This is a genomic window from Frankia sp. RB5, from assembly GCF_059816245.1.
In genome coordinates this window covers 85,710-102,410 of sequence record NZ_JCBATA010000011.1, presented here as the reverse complement: position 1 = coordinate 102,410, position 16,701 = coordinate 85,710, and the positions used below count along the sequence as shown (strand labels likewise).

Genomic DNA, 16,701 nt, shown 5'->3' with positions numbered 1-16,701 from the left:
CGACGCGGCCGGACCGGGCCGACCCACCCCGCGAACGTCGTCTGGAAACTGTTCATCGTGGTGAGACGCAGGCGCTGAGCAACACCATCGCGAGCGGCACCACACTCGGCGAACGCAGTATGTCCCGCGCCCCACCCGCCAGCGCCTCCATCTGTCCGCAAATGCGGTTGGAAACCAGCACGATCTCGGAATTCTCGGACCACCAACGCGCGACTCAACGCGATGAAAAGGCAGGGGAAAGATCTCCTGGCGCACCGGTCGGGTCGAGTGGCGGTCCGGGCTCTGTCGCCGGGCCCGCGGCCGGAGGTGACGGAAGCCGCTCGGCCCGTCCCACCGGCTGACTACCCTTCTGGCCATGGCAGCCGAGATCCCCACTCCACCGCCAGATCCCGCGCTGCGGGTCTCCGACACGGAGCGGGAGGAGGTCGCCCTGGTCCTGCGCCGTGCGCTGGCGGAGGGCCGGCTGACCTTCGCCGAGTTCGACGAGCGGGTCGGCGCCGCCTACGCCGCCCGGATCCACTCCGACTTCGCCCCGCTGACCGCCGACCTCCCCGAGCAGCCGACCTTCGCCGATTCGGCGACGCCGATCGCGCCGACCACCGCCAGCGCCCCAGGTCCGCCGACAGACACGTCGCCGACGGGCAGCGGGATCACCCTCGGCGCCGCCGCGGACGTGGACGCGGTCGGCGCCGCCGGCGCGATCGGCGCCCGGCCGGGCGCCGTGGTACCCGCCGGTCGCTCGGGGTCGCCGGCCGCGGCCGGCGTCGAGTGGACCGTCGCGGTGCTCGGTGGCACCGAGCGGTCCGGTCGCTGGCGGCCGGGCCGGCGCAGCCGTGCTGTGGCCGTTCTCGGCGGCTGCCAGCTGGACCTCCGTCAGATCGCCTTTCCCACCGAGCCTGTGGAGATCACCGCGGTGGCCGTGCTCGGCGGGATCGAGATCATCGTGCCGGAGGGCGTGGACGTCGAGGTCAGCGGCGTGTCGGTGCTGGGTGGCCGCTCGGTGAAGGTCGCCGACGCACCGCACCGGCCGGCCACCCCGCTCGTGCGCGTGCACGCCATCGCGGTGCTCGGAGGCGTCGACGTGCACAGCGAGCCTGCGCAGCCGCCCACGAAGATCCGCAAGAAGCTGTGATGAAACGACCGTTCCAGCAGGTGGACGTCTTCACGACGACTCCCTACCGGGGCAACCCCGTCGCCGTCGTCCTGGACGGGACGGGCCTCGACGACGAGGCGATGGCACGGTTCGCGCGCTGGACGAACCTGTCCGAGACCACGTTCGTCCTGCCCCCGCGCACACCCGACGCCGACTATCGGGTCCGCATCTTCACCCCGACGGCCGAGCTGCCCTTCGCCGGGCACCCGACTCTCGGCACCTGCCACGCCTGGCTCGAGGCGCGGCCGTTCACCGACAGCCCGGAGCACATCGACCAGCAGCACACCACCCAGCCGCACACGGACCGAGAGCGTGTATCTCGAGAGCGCGTGCCCCGGGAGCGCGTGCCCCGGGAGCGCATCGTGCAGGAGTGCGGCGCGGGTCTGGTGCCGCTGCTTCGCACCACGCACGGCCTCGCGTTCGCCGCCCCTCCACTCCTGCGGCGCGGCCCGCTCGACGAGCGGCTCCTGGCCCAAGTCGGCTCCATGCTCAACCTCCCGCCGCAGGACATCGTCGCGGCCGCCTGGGTGGACAACGGCCCTGGCTGGGTCGCGGTCCTGCTCGCCAGCAGCGAGGCGGTGCTGGCGCTGCGCCCGCACCGCGTGGATCTACCCCTCGGCGCGATCGGACCGCACCCGCCCGGTTCGGACGCGGAGTTCGAGGTCCGCGCGTTCCTGCCGAGGGGCACCGCGGTCGTTGAAGATCCCGTCACGGGAAGCCTCAACGCCGCTCTCGCCCAGTGGCTGCTCCACGACGGCCGAGCCCGAGCGCCCTACACGGCGAGCCAGGGCACGCTACTCGGCCGGCAGGGACGCGTACATATCTCCACCGACGCCGACGACACCGTCTGGGTCGCCGGGGGCACGGTCACCTGCGTCCGCGGCGCTGTCGAGCTGTGAACCCCACCTCGACGGCCTCCCGCCCTCGACGCTGTAGGGCGAGACGGGTACGGCTCAGTTCTCGACCCAGCCGTACCGTTCCGCGATGCGAATCAGCTCGCCCCTGATTCGGATGATCTGCGGGCCCGTCAGGGCGGGCTCGATTCTCAGCAGTGTCTCTGTCACCTCCTGAGTGAGTTCGCCGACCGGAAGCACATCGCAGAGGCCATCAGAATCGTCCGCATGCGAGCTGACCCGCGCCGGAGCCGACACAGGCGACGGCGACGACGAGCCGACAATCCGCGCCGCGCTCGCCTTCAGCCCACGCTCTCCCTCCTCCACCTTGAACTCCATCAGGGTACCGGGCACGACGAGATGCTTTTCCACAAGAAGATCGTTGGCATGCAGAAATATATCATCGCCGCCGTCGCTGGGCGCGATGAATCCGTAGCCCCGCACCTGGTCGAACCGAAGAACCTTGCCAGTACTCACTGCTCACCTCAACACACAAGAAAGACCATCATGCCTGCCATGACACCCGCGCCCGCACTACCACCACCCGGCGGACCTGGGTGTAGGCGGCAATCATACCCACACGGGCGGGCCAGGTGTCACGACATCCGGCGGCTGTGGGCAACCCCGGAAACCAGGCGGGGCCGGTGCGATCTCTGACGAGGGTTCATCGTCGATGCGGGACCACATGAATTCACATTCACGACCACTTCCGCGAGCCATCCTCACCACCTACGCAACATCGAACTGGTGTTCGACATGAGCATTCGGTTCGGCTATCCTGACCGGAGTCATCGCTCACGCCGCGCCGACATGCGGACGGGTGGAGGCGCCACGAAATGGCGACGCCTGGCCGATCCGGCCGAGCCCGGCCATCAGCGTCTCGCACCGATAACCCATACCGGGAGAGCCGACCATGCTTTTCTTCGCTCTGCTCCTCGTGATGCGCGCGCTCATCCGCGGCTGGGAGGTGCGGGCGGCGCGGCCGCGCTCAACAGATGCGCGGCAGTTCCGTCCCGGTCGGCAGATCGATGACCCGTTCGCCGCCCAACCCCGTTCTCGCCGCCACCACCCCCGGGTTGTTCGCGGTGACCTCGCCGATCGGGGCCGCGTCCCGCCCGTCGGGATGTACGTGCATCGCGTCGAGGACGCGATCGGCGTCCTCCGCCGCGACCATGGCCACGAGCACGCCCTCGTTCGCGATGGCGAAGGGGTCCAGGCCGAGGATGCTGCAGGCGTCCGCGACCGGCCCGGCGATCGGAATGTCGCGTTCCCGTACGTCGACACCCACCGAGGCGTCCCGGGCGATCTCGTTGAGCGTCGCGGCCAGCCCGCCACGGGTCGGGTCCCGAAGGGCGTGGATGTCACCGCCGGCCCTGCCCATCGCCGCCACCAGCCCGTGCAGCGGCCGTGTGTCGCTGCGCACCGCCGTGTCGAACTCCAGCCCCTCCCGGCAGCTGAGTACGGCGACACCGTGGGCGCCGATCTCGCCGCTGACGATCACGACGTCGCCGGGTCCGGCCCGCCCTGGCCGGTAGTCCACACCGTCCGGTACCAGTCCGAGTCCGGTCGTGTTCACGTAGATCCCGTCGCCGTGGCCGGCATCGACGACCTTCGTGTCGCCGGTGACCAGCCGGACGCCCGCGGCGCGGGCGGCCGTTCCCAGTGCGTCGGCGACCCGGCGGAGTTCCGCGAGGTCGGTGCCTTCCTCGAGGATGAAGGCGGTCGACAGGCACCAGGGCCGAGCGCCCACCATCGCCAGATCATTGACGGTGCCGTTGACGGCGAGGTCGCCGATGGAGCCGCCGGGGAAGAACAGCGGTCGCACGACGAACGAGTCGGTGGTGAACGCGATCCGGCTCCCGCACAGCTCGAGCACCGCGGCGTCCGCGAGCTCCACCGGCGTCTCCCCGTCCCGGCTTCGGAACGCGGGCAGGAACAGCTGCTCCACGAGTTCCGCGGACATCGCTCCGCCGCCGCCGTGGCCCATGAGGACGGCGGCGGAGTCGGCGAGCGGAACCGGACAGGTCCACTCGGCGGGGTCCGCAGCGCTCGAACCGTCCTGCCCTGCCCGGACGAGGCGTGGGTCGGTTGGCGCATGGGGGCGCTCGTCGATGTCAGACATGGGCGGTCCTGGGAGCGGTCGCGTCCCAGGCGGGACGAGACGTGGTCGGCGGGCTCAGCCGTCGGTACCGGTAGTAGGCCGCGCAGGCGCCTTCCGCCGACACCATCGTCGCGCCGAGCGGCGTGCGTGGGGTGCAGCGTCCACCGAAGGCGGCACACTCATGCGGCTTGATCAGGCCCTGAAGCACCTCACCCGAGCGGCACTCGGTCGACTCGGCCGTGTGGACGTCCGAGACGGCGAAACGCAGCTCGGCGTCGAGGTCCTGGTAGGCATCGGCCAGCCGCCATCCGCTGGCGGGAATCATGCCGATGCCCCGCCAGCTCCGGTCGGTCACCGCGAAGACCTCACGCAGCATCGCGACGGCGGCCGGATTCCCCTCGGCCGGCACAGCCCGCGGGTAGGCGTTGTCCAGTTCGTGGCGCCCCGCCTCCAGCTGCGCCACCGTGCGCCGGATCCCCTCCAGCAGGTCGAGCGGCTCGAACCCGGTGACCACGATCGGCACCCGGTAGCGGCGCACCAGGTCCGGGTACTGACCCGTGCCCATCACGCTGCACACGTGCCCGGCGGCGAGGAAGGCCTGTACCCGGCAGGTGGGCGATTCCATGATCGCGGCGATGGCCGGGGGAACGAGCACGTGCGACACGAGCAGCGAGAAGTTCCTGATGCCCTGGCGACGGGCCTGGTAGACGGTCATCGCGTTGGCCGGCGCAGTGGTCTCGAAGCCGATCCCGAAGAAGACCACCTCGCGCTCGGGGTTCCGGCGGGCGATCGTCAGCGCGTCGAGCGGCGAGTAGACGACCCTGACGTCCGCGCCCGTGCTCTTCACCTGGAACAGGTCCCGACCGCTGCCAGGCACCCGCAGCATGTCACCGAACGAGCAGAAGATCACCCCGGGCCGGGACGCGATCTCCAGGGCCCGGTCGATGATCTCCAGCGGCGTCACGCACACCGGGCATCCGGGGCCGTGGATCATCTCGACGCCCGCCGGCAGCAACTGGTCGATGCCATGCCTGATGAGCGAGTGGGTCTGGCCCCCGCAGACCTCCATGATCGCCCATGGTCGGGTGGTCGTGGCGCGGATCTGCTCGAGCAACCGGCCGGCGAGCGCGGGATCACCGAACTCCTCGAGGTACTTCATCAGATCGCCTCCTCGGTCGTGCCTGGGCGGGGCGCTGCCGGATCCCTGCCATCCAGTTCCTCCGCGAGCAGCCCCATGCGGGCGAACGCGGCGAGCGTCTCCAGGGCGGAGCGCTCATCGAGACGCTGGATCGCGAACCCGACGTGCACGATCACGTACTCGCCCACGGCGGCGTCGGGGATGTACTGCAGGCAGACCTCCTTGCGCACGCCACCGAAGTCCACGTCGGCCATGCTCGTGCCATCCCGTTCACCGACGGCGACGACGCGGCCCGGAACCGCGAGACACACGGATACTCACCTCCCCCTCCGGCGGTACGGGCAGCTCCCGCGCCGCGTGCGATCCGTTCGGTTCAGGGCGCTGTCCGCTCTCGGCGGCCGTAGCCGCCGCGACGGCGAGCTGCCCCAGCGCGATCCCTCCGTCGTTCGGCGGGACGCGGCAGTGGCGAAGCACGGTGAACCCGGCGGTCCGCAGTGCCCGGCCGGCGCCCCTGGCAAGCAGTACGTTCTGGAACACCCCACCGGTCAGCGCGACCGTCCGCAGGCCGTGTGCCTGGCGGGCCCGGCAGGCGAGGTCGACGACGAGGGCCACCACCGCGCCATGCAGCCCCGCGCTCGCGGCGGCCGCCGGCACCCCGCGACGCAGATCCCGCGCAAGGGCGCGGATGACGGTCGCCGCGTCCGCGATCAGTGGCGAGCCCGAGGTGGGCTGGGAGATGGCGAACGTGTACCGCCCACGCCAGGCGGCGAGGCCGTCAGGATCTCCGCGCGCGCACGCCTCCAGATCGATGGCGGCCTGGGCCTCGAAATCCGCCTGGTGGCGAACGCCGAGCAGCGAGCTCACCGCGTCGAACAGCCGCCCCATGCTCGTCGTAGGTACACAGCCCAATCCGGTGGCGAGCTGATGCGCGAGGGCGCGGCGCTCCGTGGGCGGGCAGGCCGCCACCGGTGGCAGGTCCTGGTCCCACCCGACGCCGGCGGACCACAGGTGCGCGAGCGCCATGCGGTACGGGCGGCGCACCGCGGCGTCGCCCCCGGGCAGCGGGACGGCGCCCAGATGGGCGAAGCGCCGGAAGCCGCGGTAGTCGGCGATCAGAACCTCGCCGCCCCACACGGCGCCGTCCGTGCCGTACCCGGTGCCGTCGAAGGCGATGCCCACGACCGGCTCGGATCCGTCAAGCCCGTGTTCGGCCATCACGGATGCGACGTGCGCGTGATGGTGCTGCACCGTGCGCACCGGCCTGCCCTCGGCATGCCGCCGGGCCCACTGACCGGATCGGTAGCCGGGATGGCGGTCCGCGACGAGGGCGCCGGGACGCACGCCGGTCAGCCGCTCGAGATGCCGCTGCGCGGTGGTGAACGCCCGCAGGGTGGCGGCGTCGTCCATGTCGCCGATGTGCCCGCTGAGCCAGGCGGAGCGACCGACGCCCAGAGCGCAGACGGTCTTCAGATCGGCGCCGACGGCCAGGGTGGGCGCAACCGGCAGCGGCAGTGCGACGGGCAGCGGCGCGAAGCCCCGGGACCGGCGCAGCGGCAGCGGCTCGCCGTCGACGACGCGCAGCACCGAGTCGTCGCACGGGATGTGGATCGGCCGGTCATGGCGCAGCCATCCGTCGGCGAGCGTCCCGAGCCGTGCTCGCGCGTCGGCGTCGTCGGCGGCGATGGGCTCGCCACCGAGATTCCCCGAGGTCATCACCAGGGGCTGATCGCCGCCCACCGCGGCGAGCAGCAGATGGTGCACAGGCGTGTATGGCAGGAGCAGACCCAGGTCGGCGCTGTGCGGAGCGACCGCGGCCGCCAGAACGGGACGGCAATCGCGGCGCCGCTCGACCAGAACGATCGGTCGGGACGGCGCGCTCAGCGCTGCGGCCTCCTCCCGGTCGAGGCTGGCGAGACGGCCAGCGGCCGTCAGGTCGGCGACCATGACCGCGAACGGCTTGTCTCCACGACGTTTGCGCCGGCGCAGCGTGCTCACCGCGGCCGCGTCGGTGGCGAGGCAGGCCAGGTGGTAGCCGCCGAGGCCCTTCACCGCGAGGACACCACCATCGAGCAGCAGGCGCGCCGCCGCGGCCAGCGCGTCCTCCCGCTCCCGCACCTCGTCCGCGGCGTGGACCAGGCGGGACGGTGCCACGAACTCCAGCCGGGGCCCGCAGTCGGGGCAGGCGATCGGCTGGGCATGGAAGCGCCGGTCGCGGGGGTCGGCGTACTCCCGCGCGCAGGCCACGCACATCGCGAAGCCGGCCATCGTCGTGGCGGGCCGGTCGTAGGGCACATCGGTGATGATCGTGAATCGCGGGCCGCAGTTCGTGCAGGTGATGAACGGATGGCCGTGGCGGCGGTCGGCCGGGTCACCCAGCTCGCGCAGGCAGTCGGCGCACGTCGCGACGTCCGGCGAGACGGCGGTCCGGGCTGGTCGCGTTGGCCGCGCGCAGCGCGACCGGGCGATCGTGAACGCCGCCTCACCCCGGGGCGCGACGTCGGTCGCCTCCACCTGATCGATCACGGCGAGCGGCGGAGCGTCGGCGGTCAGGCGACGGCCGAACTCCTCCACCGCGCGCACCGCGCCCTCGACCTCCACGACGACGCCGCCGGCGTCGTTGCACACCCATCCGGACAGCGCCAGATCGGTGGCCGTCGCGTGGACGAACGGCCGAAAGCCGACGCCCTGAACCAGGCCGTGGACCGTGAGCCGACGCCGGCGCCGGCTCTCCTGCGGCGCGGCTCGGCTGCGGACGGGCACCCCGGCGCCCATCGTCACATCCGCCGAATCCGGGCGTACCGCACCGCGGCGGGGTACTCCCGCCAGGTCAGTACGCCCAGCGCCGCGCCGGCGGCGACCACGAGTCGCAGCCGGCCGTGGCCGTACCGACGTTCCCGGGTCTCGGATGGCCTGCTGTCGCTGGCTTTCGTATGGCTGGTCATGACATCCTTCCGTGCGCGGCGGTGCGCGGGCTCAGCCTGGTGGCAGGTTCGGCATGGCCGGCGAGAGCGGGTCGCGGTCGGCGGGGCGGATCCCGGTGGAGCGGCGGGCGTCGGCGGTGCCGTCCGCATGGTGACCGGACTGGGCCTCGTAGGAGCCGACCGCGTTGCCCTCCCGCACACCCAGGACATGCGAGGGAGCGTCCGGAGAGACGTCGGGCGGGCCGACACGGATCGGCGCCATGATGATCTCCTTTCCTGCGACGGGAGGTGTCGGCGGGAACGCGGCCGTGGATCACGCCGGACCGGCTCGGACGCGAGACGGCGCGGCCCGCGGGTCGCGGGCCAGGCCGGCGAAGAAGGCGTCGACCGCCGGCCAGACGCGACTGCCGCCCGACAGTCCGCTCCATTCGCCGCGCACGATCGCCACCAGCCGGTAGCAGTCGTCGATCGGGGCGATCCAGCACTCCCGCCGGCCCCGCGCGGTGTTCGAGAGCAGTGCTTCCACCCGCGGTACCAGGCCGGCGAGCACCGGCGCGTGGGCAACGAGCCGATGCCAGGCAGCGGGGGTCAGCTCCCACCGGGTGGCGCCCAGCGGGCTGGGGCAGCGGGCGCGCGGTTCGCCGTCCGTCTCGAGGACGACGAACGCCAGTCCCACCGGTATACCCAGCTCCGAAGGATTGCACGGGTGCTCGCCGGGCTCATCCCCGCGGCCGGCGAGCTCGTTGACGCGCAGCCGCCGCCGCGGCACCAGCCGGTAGTGGCCCCGGGCGGCCGCATCGCGGTCGAACAACAGCCCGCAGGCCCGGCACAGGCACATCAGCTCATCGCGCGACTCGTCGAGCAGGTGCCGATGGTCGGCCTGCATCGGGGCGCCGCACAGGTCGCACCGCGGCGTGTCCTCCCGCCGGCCCGCCTCGGCGGCGGTCCGGAGCAGACGGCGCAGCGCCCCGTCCGGCAGGCCGCCCGGGGGCTCGGGGCGAGCCAGCCGATCCAGGTCGATGGTCACGACCGGGACCCGGCGGCGAGCGGTCCGGCGAGAACGGCGTCCAGCGGGACGAAGGCACTGTCCCGAGAGGTGCCGTCGGAGGGCGGCTGGCGCCGCACGTCGGACAGCTCTGGTGCGACCGCGAGCACGACCTCGCGGGCAGCGTCCAGCACCTCGGTGGCGGCCGAGCCGCATCCGCCGAGGGTCAGGCTGATCTCCGCGACGCCGCGCTCGATCCCCACCAGCTCGATCTCGCCTCCGCGGTGGCGCACAGCCGGGCGCAGCCGTTCGATGGCATCGCTGACCCGGGTGGCGACCGGCTCGGGATGCACGTCGTGCAGGACCAGGAGGTGGCCGACGAGTTCGTCGGCGGTCAGGGCTGCGGTGACCTCGGGGGCACCCGCCGCGTGCCCGACCACCCGGGCGAGTGCCTCGCCGTACACCGCGGCCAGGCTCGACACCGCCTCCAGAGCCAGCTCACCGCTCGGGCCCGGAATCCGCTCCACCTTCGCGAGCACCTCGTCCAGCTGGGCCAGCCGCTCCCGCACCGCCCGGTCGTCGAGGCGACGGCCGCCCGCGCCGATCGAGTCAGCCATGGCTCGCCCCGAACATCGGCGAATGCACCGTGCGCAGCGTCCGGCCACCGCCGAGATACATGTGCACACCGCACGGCAGGCAGGGATCGAAGCTGCGTACCGCCCGCATCACGTCCACGCCCTTGAAGGACTCCGGTCCGTTCTCCTCGAAGATCGGCATGTTCTGGACGGCGTCCTCATAGGGCCCGGGCGTGCCGAAGGAGTCCCGTGGGCTGCCGTTCCACGGCGTCGGCGGATAGGGATGGTAGTTGGCGATCTTTCCGTCGCGGACGACCATGTGATGCGACAGGACGCCCCGGACGGCCTCGTGGAATCCGCAGCCGATCGTCTCGTCCGGCACCTCGAAATCGGTGAACGTGCGAGTGTCACCGGAACGCATCCGGTCCATCGCCTGCTCCAGGAAGTGCAGCGCCATCGCGGCCGCATAGGCGACGAAGTACACCCGGGCCCGGTCCCGCTCGATCGCGTTCGACCAGGCGGGTGGCGACCAGCGCAGCTCCGTCTCCGGCAGCGATCGGCCGCGTGGCAGGGAGATCCGCACCTCGCCGTCGCGGGCTTTGACGTAGGGCGTGTCGACGAGACCGGCGAGCGCGGTGGTGTAGAGCCGGGCGAAGGGTCCGCCGCCGGTGTCGAGCGCCAGATGCTCCCCACTGCGCTCGTCCAGCCAGCGGGGGCTCATGACCCAGCTGTACCGGTCACCGAAGTCCCGCTTCTGGGGCTCCGGGAACGTCGTCTGGTTCCACGGATGGCGAATGTCGACCGGATTACCGAGCGGATCCCGTTCCACGAACGGCTCCTCGTTCGTCCAGTCCCGGTAGAAGGAGCTGCCAAGAAGTATCCGGATACCAAGGTTGATCGTGACGAGATCGGTGGTCAGGAGCTTTCCGTCGACGACGATGCCGGGCGTCACGTACATCGCCCGACCCCAGTCGGTCATGTTCTCGTACCGGTAGTCGACGACGCTCGGGTCCTGGAAGGCACCCCAGCAGCCCAGCAGCACCCGGCGTCGACCCACCTCCTCGTAGCCCGGCAGCGCGTCGTACCAGAAGTCGAACAGGTCGTCGTTCAGCACGACGGCCTTCTTGACGAAGTCGATGATCTCGAGGAGCCGGCTGAGGTAGTCGGTGAACACGGTCGGCTCCGGCATGGTGCCGACCCCACCCGGATAGACGGTGGACGGATGGACGTGCCTGCCCTCCATCAGGCAGAACATCTCCCGGGTGATGCGACTGACCCGCAGCGCCTCGTTGTAGAGCGCTCCCTCGAAGGGGTTGAGGGCGCGCATGATGTCGGCGATCGTGCGCATGCCGTGCACGCCCGCGTGCGGAGCCGCGGTCGCCTCCGCCCTGGCCAGCACACCCGGGTTGGTCTGCCTGACCATCGCCTCGCAGAAGTCCACGAACACCAGGTTGTCCTGGAAGATCGTGTGGTCGAACAGGTACTCGGCCGCCTCCCCCAGGTTGATGATCCACTCTGCCATCGGCGGGTTGGCGATGCCGTAGGCCATGTTCTGCGCGTACACGGAACAAGTGGTGTGGTTGTCCCCGCAGATGCCGCAGATGCGGCTGGTGATGAAGCCGGCGTCCCGAGGGTCCTTGCCCTTCATGAACACCGAGTAGCCACGGAAGAGCGAGGAGGTGCTGTGGCACTCCGTCACCCGCTGGTTGGCAAAGTCGATTTTCGTGTAGATCCCGAGGTTCCCGATGATGCGGGTGATCGGGTCCCAGTCCATCTCGACGATCTGCGGTGGCTTCCCCGCGGCCGTCATCTGCTCGGTGGCCGTCATCGCACAAGTCCCTTCGACGTCGCTGGATCAGGTCCGGCCGCGCGCACCGCCCGGCCGGGTGGATGCACACGCCGGCCCCGGTACCGCGGGACGTCGCCGCTATGGGCGGTAACGCGGATTGAAACCGGTGGTCAGCAGCTCCCGGTTGTGCCGCCATTTCGGCTCCCGGTTCGCGGTCGCGTTCGTGATGCCGCGCAGGCGGCGGATGACCGCCCCGTACGGCTTCACGGCGAGCGAGGAGAAAGACGCACCGGGCGGCATGTCCATGAAGGGCATGAACTTGTCCGGGAAGCCCGGCATCGTGCAGGCGATGCAGATGCCGCCGACGTTCGGGCAGCCGCCGATGCCGCCCATCCAGCCACGCTTGGGCACGTTGCAGTTGACCACCGGCCCCCAGCACCCGATCTTCACCTGGCATTTCGGCGAGTTGTAGTCCCGCGCGAAGTCGCCCTGCTCGTAGTAACCCGCCCGGTCACAGCCCTCGTGGACCGTCCGGCCGAAGATCCACTCGGGCCGGTGCTGGTCGTCGAGCGGAGGCGGAGGCGCGCTGCCGGCCGCGTGGTACAGCAGCCAGGTCAGGGTCTCCATGAAGTCGTCGGGCTGCACCGGACAGCCGGGAACGTTGACGATCGGCAGACCGCCGGCAGAGGTGAAGTCGCGCCCGAGGTAGTCGCCGAGCCCCATGGAGCCCGTCGGGTTGCCGGCCATCGCGTGGATCCCCCCGAACGCGGCGCAGGTGCCGATCGCCACCACACCCCACGCCCGGGGCGCGAGACGGTCGAGCCACCAGTTCAGGGTCAGCGGCTGCCCAGTGTCCGGGTCGTTGCCGAACGACGTCCAGTAACCCTCGCCGTCGATCTTCTCGTTCGGCACGGATCCCTCGATGACCAGGATGAACGGACCGAGCTCGCCGCGGGCAGCGGCGCGGAAGGGAGCGAGGAACTCCTCCCCGCCGAGAGTCGGCGAGAGCACCTTGTTGTGCAGGTGGACCGTCGGCAGTCCGGGCACCAGCCCGGTCAGCACATCCTCGAGGGCCGGCTGCGACGCCGCGGTCACCGAGACCGTGTCACCGTCGCAGCTCATCCCCTCGGAGATCCAGAGAACATGCACCTCGTCGAAGCCGCTCGATCGTGTCTGCGTGGCCGTCACCGTGGCCGTCATCTCTCCTCCTCCTCTCCGTCAGCCGTCGGGCCCGACCGCGGCGAGCCGCGGATCCCGGACGATCTCGTCGATGAGCGCGACCGCGGCGTCGACAGCCGCGCGAACCTGCGGGGACAGCTCCATCCGCTCCGCGACGACGGCCGGCTCGCAGCCGACCACCAGGACCTCCGCCACCTCGCCGCCAAGCGTCCTCAGCAGGCCAAGCACCGCGTCCGGGGACAGGCCGTGGGCATCGAGCACCGGTGTGTCGCCGGTGCTCGCGGTGTCGCCGGTGCTCGCGGTGTCGCCGGCCGGCCCGGCGGGATCCGGCCGGAGCACGGTGAGCGTGCCGGGCGGACCGCCCGCCCGCACCGCGTCCGCGAGGACGAGCCGGTCGTACTGACCGTCGAGCAGCGTGTAGGCGAGGTGGACGCCCCGGATGCCGTAGTCGGCGACCTCGACCCCGGCCGGCAGGCTGCCCGGATCGATCCGGCGGGCGACCTCCACGCCGAAGCCGTCGTCGCCCAGGAAGACGTTGCCGACTCCCGCGACGAGCGTCCGTGACGCGCCGGGCCCGCCCGCCCCGCGGGCGGTCACGAGACACCCGGCCGGCACCCGAGCGGCTCCAGCTCGTCAGGCGCGAAGTAGAAGTACCTGCCGGCGGCACGGTGCAGGTCGCCCGCGCCCTCGAGGGTGACGGCGACATGGGAGGCACCGTCGACGTCGCGGAAGACCGCCTCCACCCGCGCGGGACGGCCGACCAGGAACATGTCGTGCGCGTCCGTGCCGCGTGGGCGCGGCCGCAGCCGGACCTGGCTGCCACGGGAGACGGCGGTGCCCGCCACGAGCACGCTGTCCTCGCCCGGGCGCACCGACCGGTCCGCCTCCGGCTCCCACCAGGCCGGCGACACGCCGGCCTCGCCGTCGCCGGCCGAGACGGGAGCCACCGACCCGAAGCCGGCGGGGTCGGAGGCGGCCGGGTCGGAGCCAGCGGGGTCGGAGGCGGCGGGGTCGGAGGCGGACGCGGCGTGGACGGACGGGCAGTGTGGGGACGGTGGTCGCAGCGTGCGGATCGCACCGTGCAGGCGGTCAAGGATCTCCGCGGGAAGTCCGTCCGCACGGTCGATGATCTCGGCGGCACGTGGGTCCGTCGCGCGGGCCTCGCGCTTCTCCGCCTCGGTCAGCGCGCGCGTACGCAGCGACAGGATCTCGTCGATCTCCGTCGCGTCGAAGAGATCTCCGGGACTCTCGGGCGCCGTGCGGGGGTGGTCGTAGAGGATGATCGGCGAGCAGAGCACGACGTCGTCGGTCTCGTCCGCACCGGCGAGCACCGGCTGGACCCGCAGGTTCTCGCAGTCCCCGGCGGCGGCGGACGCCCAGGCCGGGGGGTCGAGGAGCGACAGGAACCGACCATCGCTGACGCCGAGCAGCGTATGCGCGGCGATCAACGAGTGCCGCAACGCCTCCGCCCGCGGCCGGTCGGCGGGCACGCCCAGCGCCGTGTTCTCCACCCGGGTGCGTATCCGGTACAGCCGGAACGGGGCCGTGGCGCGCTCGGTGGACAGCGTGATCCGGGCCGTCGCGGGCCAGCGCTGTCGCCGCACGCGCACGGGAGCCGCCCGCGGCGGCGTCACCACCGGCTCGACGTCGACCCCGCCCGGGATCTCGACGACGGTGCTGCCCGCCCCGGTGTCGCCGTCGAGGAGATCGGCCAGGGGGACCGTCACATCGATCTCATGCGGTCTGGCCTCGTCGAAACTGAGCATGCGCGCCCCGCCGGTCTCGAGATCGTCAACCGGCTCGAACCCACCCGCCCCGTCGCCGCGCTCCACCTGTCGCCGGGTCAGCTGCAGGAACCCCAGCCGCACCGTCACCGTCGCGGTCCGCGTCGCCTCCAGCAGGCACTCGGCCTGGTGGAACCACCCGTCCGCGGACCCCGACACCCCGAGCGGCGCGGACGCCTGCCCGGCGACCCAGGATCGCGGAGCAAGCACGCCGAACTGCCATCGCACCCGGTTCTTGCCCGCGGAGCGCCGATACGGATAGAGCAGGTAACCCTCGTAGAGCACTGCGTCGGCGACGGCACGAGCCGCCTCGAAACCGGCCTGCGCGGGGCTGGCGTTGATTCGCTCAGGGTTGCGCATCGCGGTTCCCTCTCCGGCAGGGCGGTGGGCCTGACGCACGCTTCCACCCCAGCTCGATATGACTCGAAGTGTTCTTCAGAACACGATTCGTCGTCATGGGACGGGCTGCCCGGGGCCGACTGCCTCAAACCCCACCCATGTCCCGAGCCTCACCGCCCACCAGACCGTCGCGGCGGCTGCGCAGCCAGGCGTACCAGTCCGACAGGCCGGTGCCGTCCACCGGGAGAGCACCTGGCGGGCGGGCGTCCGACGCGAGGATGTCCGGCGGAGTATCGGCGGCGTGGTGCAGGCCGGACAGTGCCATCACCGCCGCGCCGGGGTTCGCCCGATGGACCTGGGCCACGAGCCGATCCCGATCCAGACCGAGGTACGGCAGCAGATCGCACTTGGTCAGCAGCACGAGGTCCGCCCGAGCGAACATGTGGGGATACTTGACGGGCTTGTCCTCACCCTCCGTCACCGAGAGCAGGACAACTCGGGCGCCCTCCCCCAGGTCGAACAGCGCCGGGCAGACCAGGTTGCCGACGTTCTCGACGAACACCACCGCGCGCGCCGGCGGATCCAGGGCGTGTAGCGCCCGGTCGACCATGGCCGCGTCGAGATGGCAGCCCCGCCCGGTGTTGACCTGGACGACCGGTACCCCGGCGGACCGGATCCGTTCGGCATCGCGCACGCTCTCCTGGTCGCCTTCCACGACCGCGACCGGATGGCGCTGCGCGAGGTCACGGACCGTCCGCTCCAGCAGGGTCGTCTTGCCCGCGCCCGGCGAGCTCATGAGATTCACCGCGAGCACTCCTCGCGCCGCCAGGCGGGCGCGGCTCGCGGCGGCCAGTTCGTCGTTGCGAGCCAGGACCTGCTGTTCGAGCAGCACGGTCCGCCGATCATCGCCGTCTGGCCGGGCGCCGTCCGCCTGGTCACCGCCCATGCGGTCGACGACGCGGTTCTCGTGGGCGGGAGGGTTGTGGCCGTGGCCATCGTGGTGATGCGCCGGATCGATCCGGAACGCGGTCAGCCGCGGGACCTCGGTGGGATCGGCGCAGCCGCAGGTGTCACACATCGAACGGTCCCTCCTCGGCCGGGCGTCAGCCACCACCCCCGGACACCGGCACCATGCTCACCGACGCGATCCGCAGATCGTCACCCCCCGTGACAGCGATGTCGGCGCAGCCGCAGGCGCAGAGCGGCAGGGGGTCATCCGTGTCGAATCCGGCGCCACAACGTCGACAACGCGCCCGGCCCGCGGGTTCGTCGATCGCGAGGACGGCTCCCGCAAGCGGCGTGCCCTCGGCCACCAGGTCGAAGCAGAATCGCACCGAGTCCGCGACGACTCCGGACAGTCGCCCGACGACGAGGCGCACGACACGCACCTCAGCCTCGCCGGTCCGATCGAGGATCGCGTCCACGACGCTCTGGGTGACGGCGAGTTCGTGCATCGGGACTCCTCGACGTCGACGCCCCGCGCCCGCCGTGGGTCCAGATGAGCTCGACGGCAGTGTTCGGTGCGCATCACCGCAGGTCTACCCGGCTGCGGGGAGCCGTAGACCTCGACGTGAGGCCAGGAGCAGGCAGGGAGCACGGACAGCGACTGTGCGGCTGACGGCGCGCCGGAACGGACGCGAAAAGTCCGGGACGCGGAGCTCGAAGCGCAAGAATTTTCGGCAGCGGTCGGTCACCAACCACGCGGCGGCTTATGCACGCCGGGTCGACCGGTGCTTACCACATCTTTCCGAGAGACAAGGCGAGAGTGCGAGAGAAAACACGTCGGAACTGGGTACGGCAGCCGGTGGGGCCGGCTACGGGCGGGCGGACGCCATTGTCCGACC

At 71.6% G+C, this 16,701-nt stretch carries 17 protein-coding genes; 2 read left to right on the top strand and 15 right to left on the bottom strand.

Going from position 1 to position 16,701, the window contains the following annotated elements; genetic code table 11:
- Positions 1 to 355: 355 nt before the first annotated feature.
- Entirely contained in the window at positions 356 to 1,132 is a 777-nt protein-coding gene (locus tag AC6EXY_RS08040; RefSeq protein WP_101836381.1) for a DUF1707 SHOCT-like domain-containing protein, read from the top strand.
- On the top strand, positions 1,132 to 2,052 hold the full coding sequence (locus AC6EXY_RS08035; RefSeq protein ID WP_499817083.1) for a PhzF family phenazine biosynthesis protein: 921 nt from the start codon (positions 1,132 to 1,134) through the stop codon (positions 2,050 to 2,052). The genes AC6EXY_RS08040 and AC6EXY_RS08035 overlap by 1 nt, the downstream gene beginning before the upstream one ends.
- 54 nt (positions 2,053 to 2,106) lie before the next feature.
- On the opposite strand, the gene AC6EXY_RS08030 is transcribed toward AC6EXY_RS08035, so the two are convergent.
- From AC6EXY_RS08030 to AC6EXY_RS07960, 15 genes are all read right to left on the bottom strand, one after another.
- Complete coding sequence (locus AC6EXY_RS08030) at positions 2,107 to 2,523, bottom strand: cold-shock protein (protein WP_101836383.1); 417 nt, start codon at positions 2,521 to 2,523, stop codon at positions 2,107 to 2,109.
- 511 nt (positions 2,524 to 3,034) lie between these two features.
- Positions 3,035 to 4,168 (bottom strand): hydrogenase expression/formation protein HypE, encoded by a 1,134-nt coding sequence (gene hypE, locus AC6EXY_RS08025; RefSeq protein ID WP_499817084.1) that lies wholly within the window; start codon positions 4,166 to 4,168, stop codon positions 3,035 to 3,037.
- On the bottom strand, positions 4,161 to 5,306 hold the full coding sequence (gene hypD, locus AC6EXY_RS08020) for a hydrogenase formation protein HypD (protein WP_101836385.1): 1,146 nt from the start codon (positions 5,304 to 5,306) through the stop codon (positions 4,161 to 4,163). The genes hypE and hypD overlap by 8 nt, the downstream gene beginning before the upstream one ends.
- On the bottom strand, positions 5,306 to 5,539 hold the full coding sequence (locus AC6EXY_RS08015; protein ID WP_480014980.1) for a HypC/HybG/HupF family hydrogenase formation chaperone: 234 nt from the start codon (positions 5,537 to 5,539) through the stop codon (positions 5,306 to 5,308). The genes hypD and AC6EXY_RS08015 overlap by 1 nt, the downstream gene beginning before the upstream one ends.
- A 16-nt stretch (positions 5,540 to 5,555) precedes the next feature.
- The gene (gene hypF / locus AC6EXY_RS08010) at positions 5,556 to 8,057 is read right to left on the bottom strand and encodes a carbamoyltransferase HypF (RefSeq protein WP_499817085.1); all 2,502 of its coding nucleotides are present in this window, start codon (positions 8,055 to 8,057) and stop codon (positions 5,556 to 5,558) included.
- A 2-nt stretch (positions 8,058 to 8,059) separates the two neighbouring features.
- Entirely contained in the window at positions 8,060 to 8,227 is a 168-nt protein-coding gene (locus tag AC6EXY_RS08005) for a hypothetical protein (protein ID WP_165818699.1), read from the bottom strand.
- Positions 8,228 to 8,258: 31 nt separating this feature from the next.
- Positions 8,259 to 8,468, bottom strand: coding sequence for a hypothetical protein (locus tag AC6EXY_RS08000; protein WP_101836388.1), 210 nt, complete (start codon positions 8,466 to 8,468; stop codon positions 8,259 to 8,261).
- A 51-nt stretch (positions 8,469 to 8,519) separates the two neighbouring features.
- Positions 8,520 to 9,233: a DUF5947 family protein gene (locus AC6EXY_RS07995; RefSeq protein WP_243408174.1), complete on the bottom strand. Its 714-nt coding sequence runs from the start codon at positions 9,231 to 9,233 to the stop codon at positions 8,520 to 8,522.
- The gene (locus tag AC6EXY_RS07990; protein WP_101836389.1) at positions 9,230 to 9,808 is read right to left on the bottom strand and encodes a NifU-related iron-sulfur-binding protein; all 579 of its coding nucleotides are present in this window, start codon (positions 9,806 to 9,808) and stop codon (positions 9,230 to 9,232) included. Before AC6EXY_RS07990 ends, AC6EXY_RS07995 begins: the two co-directional genes overlap by 4 nt.
- Complete coding sequence (locus tag AC6EXY_RS07985) at positions 9,801 to 11,594, bottom strand: nickel-dependent hydrogenase large subunit (protein ID WP_499817086.1); 1,794 nt, start codon at positions 11,592 to 11,594, stop codon at positions 9,801 to 9,803. Before AC6EXY_RS07985 ends, AC6EXY_RS07990 begins: the two co-directional genes overlap by 8 nt.
- A gap of 99 nt (positions 11,595 to 11,693) precedes the next feature.
- On the bottom strand, positions 11,694 to 12,755 hold the full coding sequence (locus AC6EXY_RS07980) for an NADH-quinone oxidoreductase subunit B family protein (RefSeq protein ID WP_101836391.1): 1,062 nt from the start codon (positions 12,753 to 12,755) through the stop codon (positions 11,694 to 11,696).
- Positions 12,756 to 12,773: 18 nt separating this feature from the next.
- A complete protein-coding gene (locus tag AC6EXY_RS07975; RefSeq protein WP_499817087.1) occupies positions 12,774 to 13,331 on the bottom strand; it encodes a hydrogenase maturation protease in 558 nt (185 codons plus the stop codon).
- Positions 13,328 to 14,878, bottom strand: coding sequence for a hypothetical protein (locus AC6EXY_RS07970; RefSeq protein WP_499817088.1), 1,551 nt, complete (start codon positions 14,876 to 14,878; stop codon positions 13,328 to 13,330). Before AC6EXY_RS07970 ends, AC6EXY_RS07975 begins: the two co-directional genes overlap by 4 nt.
- A 124-nt stretch (positions 14,879 to 15,002) precedes the next feature.
- A complete protein-coding gene (hypB, locus tag AC6EXY_RS07965) occupies positions 15,003 to 15,935 on the bottom strand; it encodes a hydrogenase nickel incorporation protein HypB (RefSeq protein ID WP_101836393.1) in 933 nt (310 codons plus the stop codon).
- A gap of 25 nt (positions 15,936 to 15,960) precedes the next feature.
- On the bottom strand, positions 15,961 to 16,311 hold the full coding sequence (locus tag AC6EXY_RS07960; protein WP_101836394.1) for a hydrogenase maturation nickel metallochaperone HypA/HybF: 351 nt from the start codon (positions 16,309 to 16,311) through the stop codon (positions 15,961 to 15,963).
- Between the last annotated feature and the right edge of the window lie 390 nt (positions 16,312 to 16,701).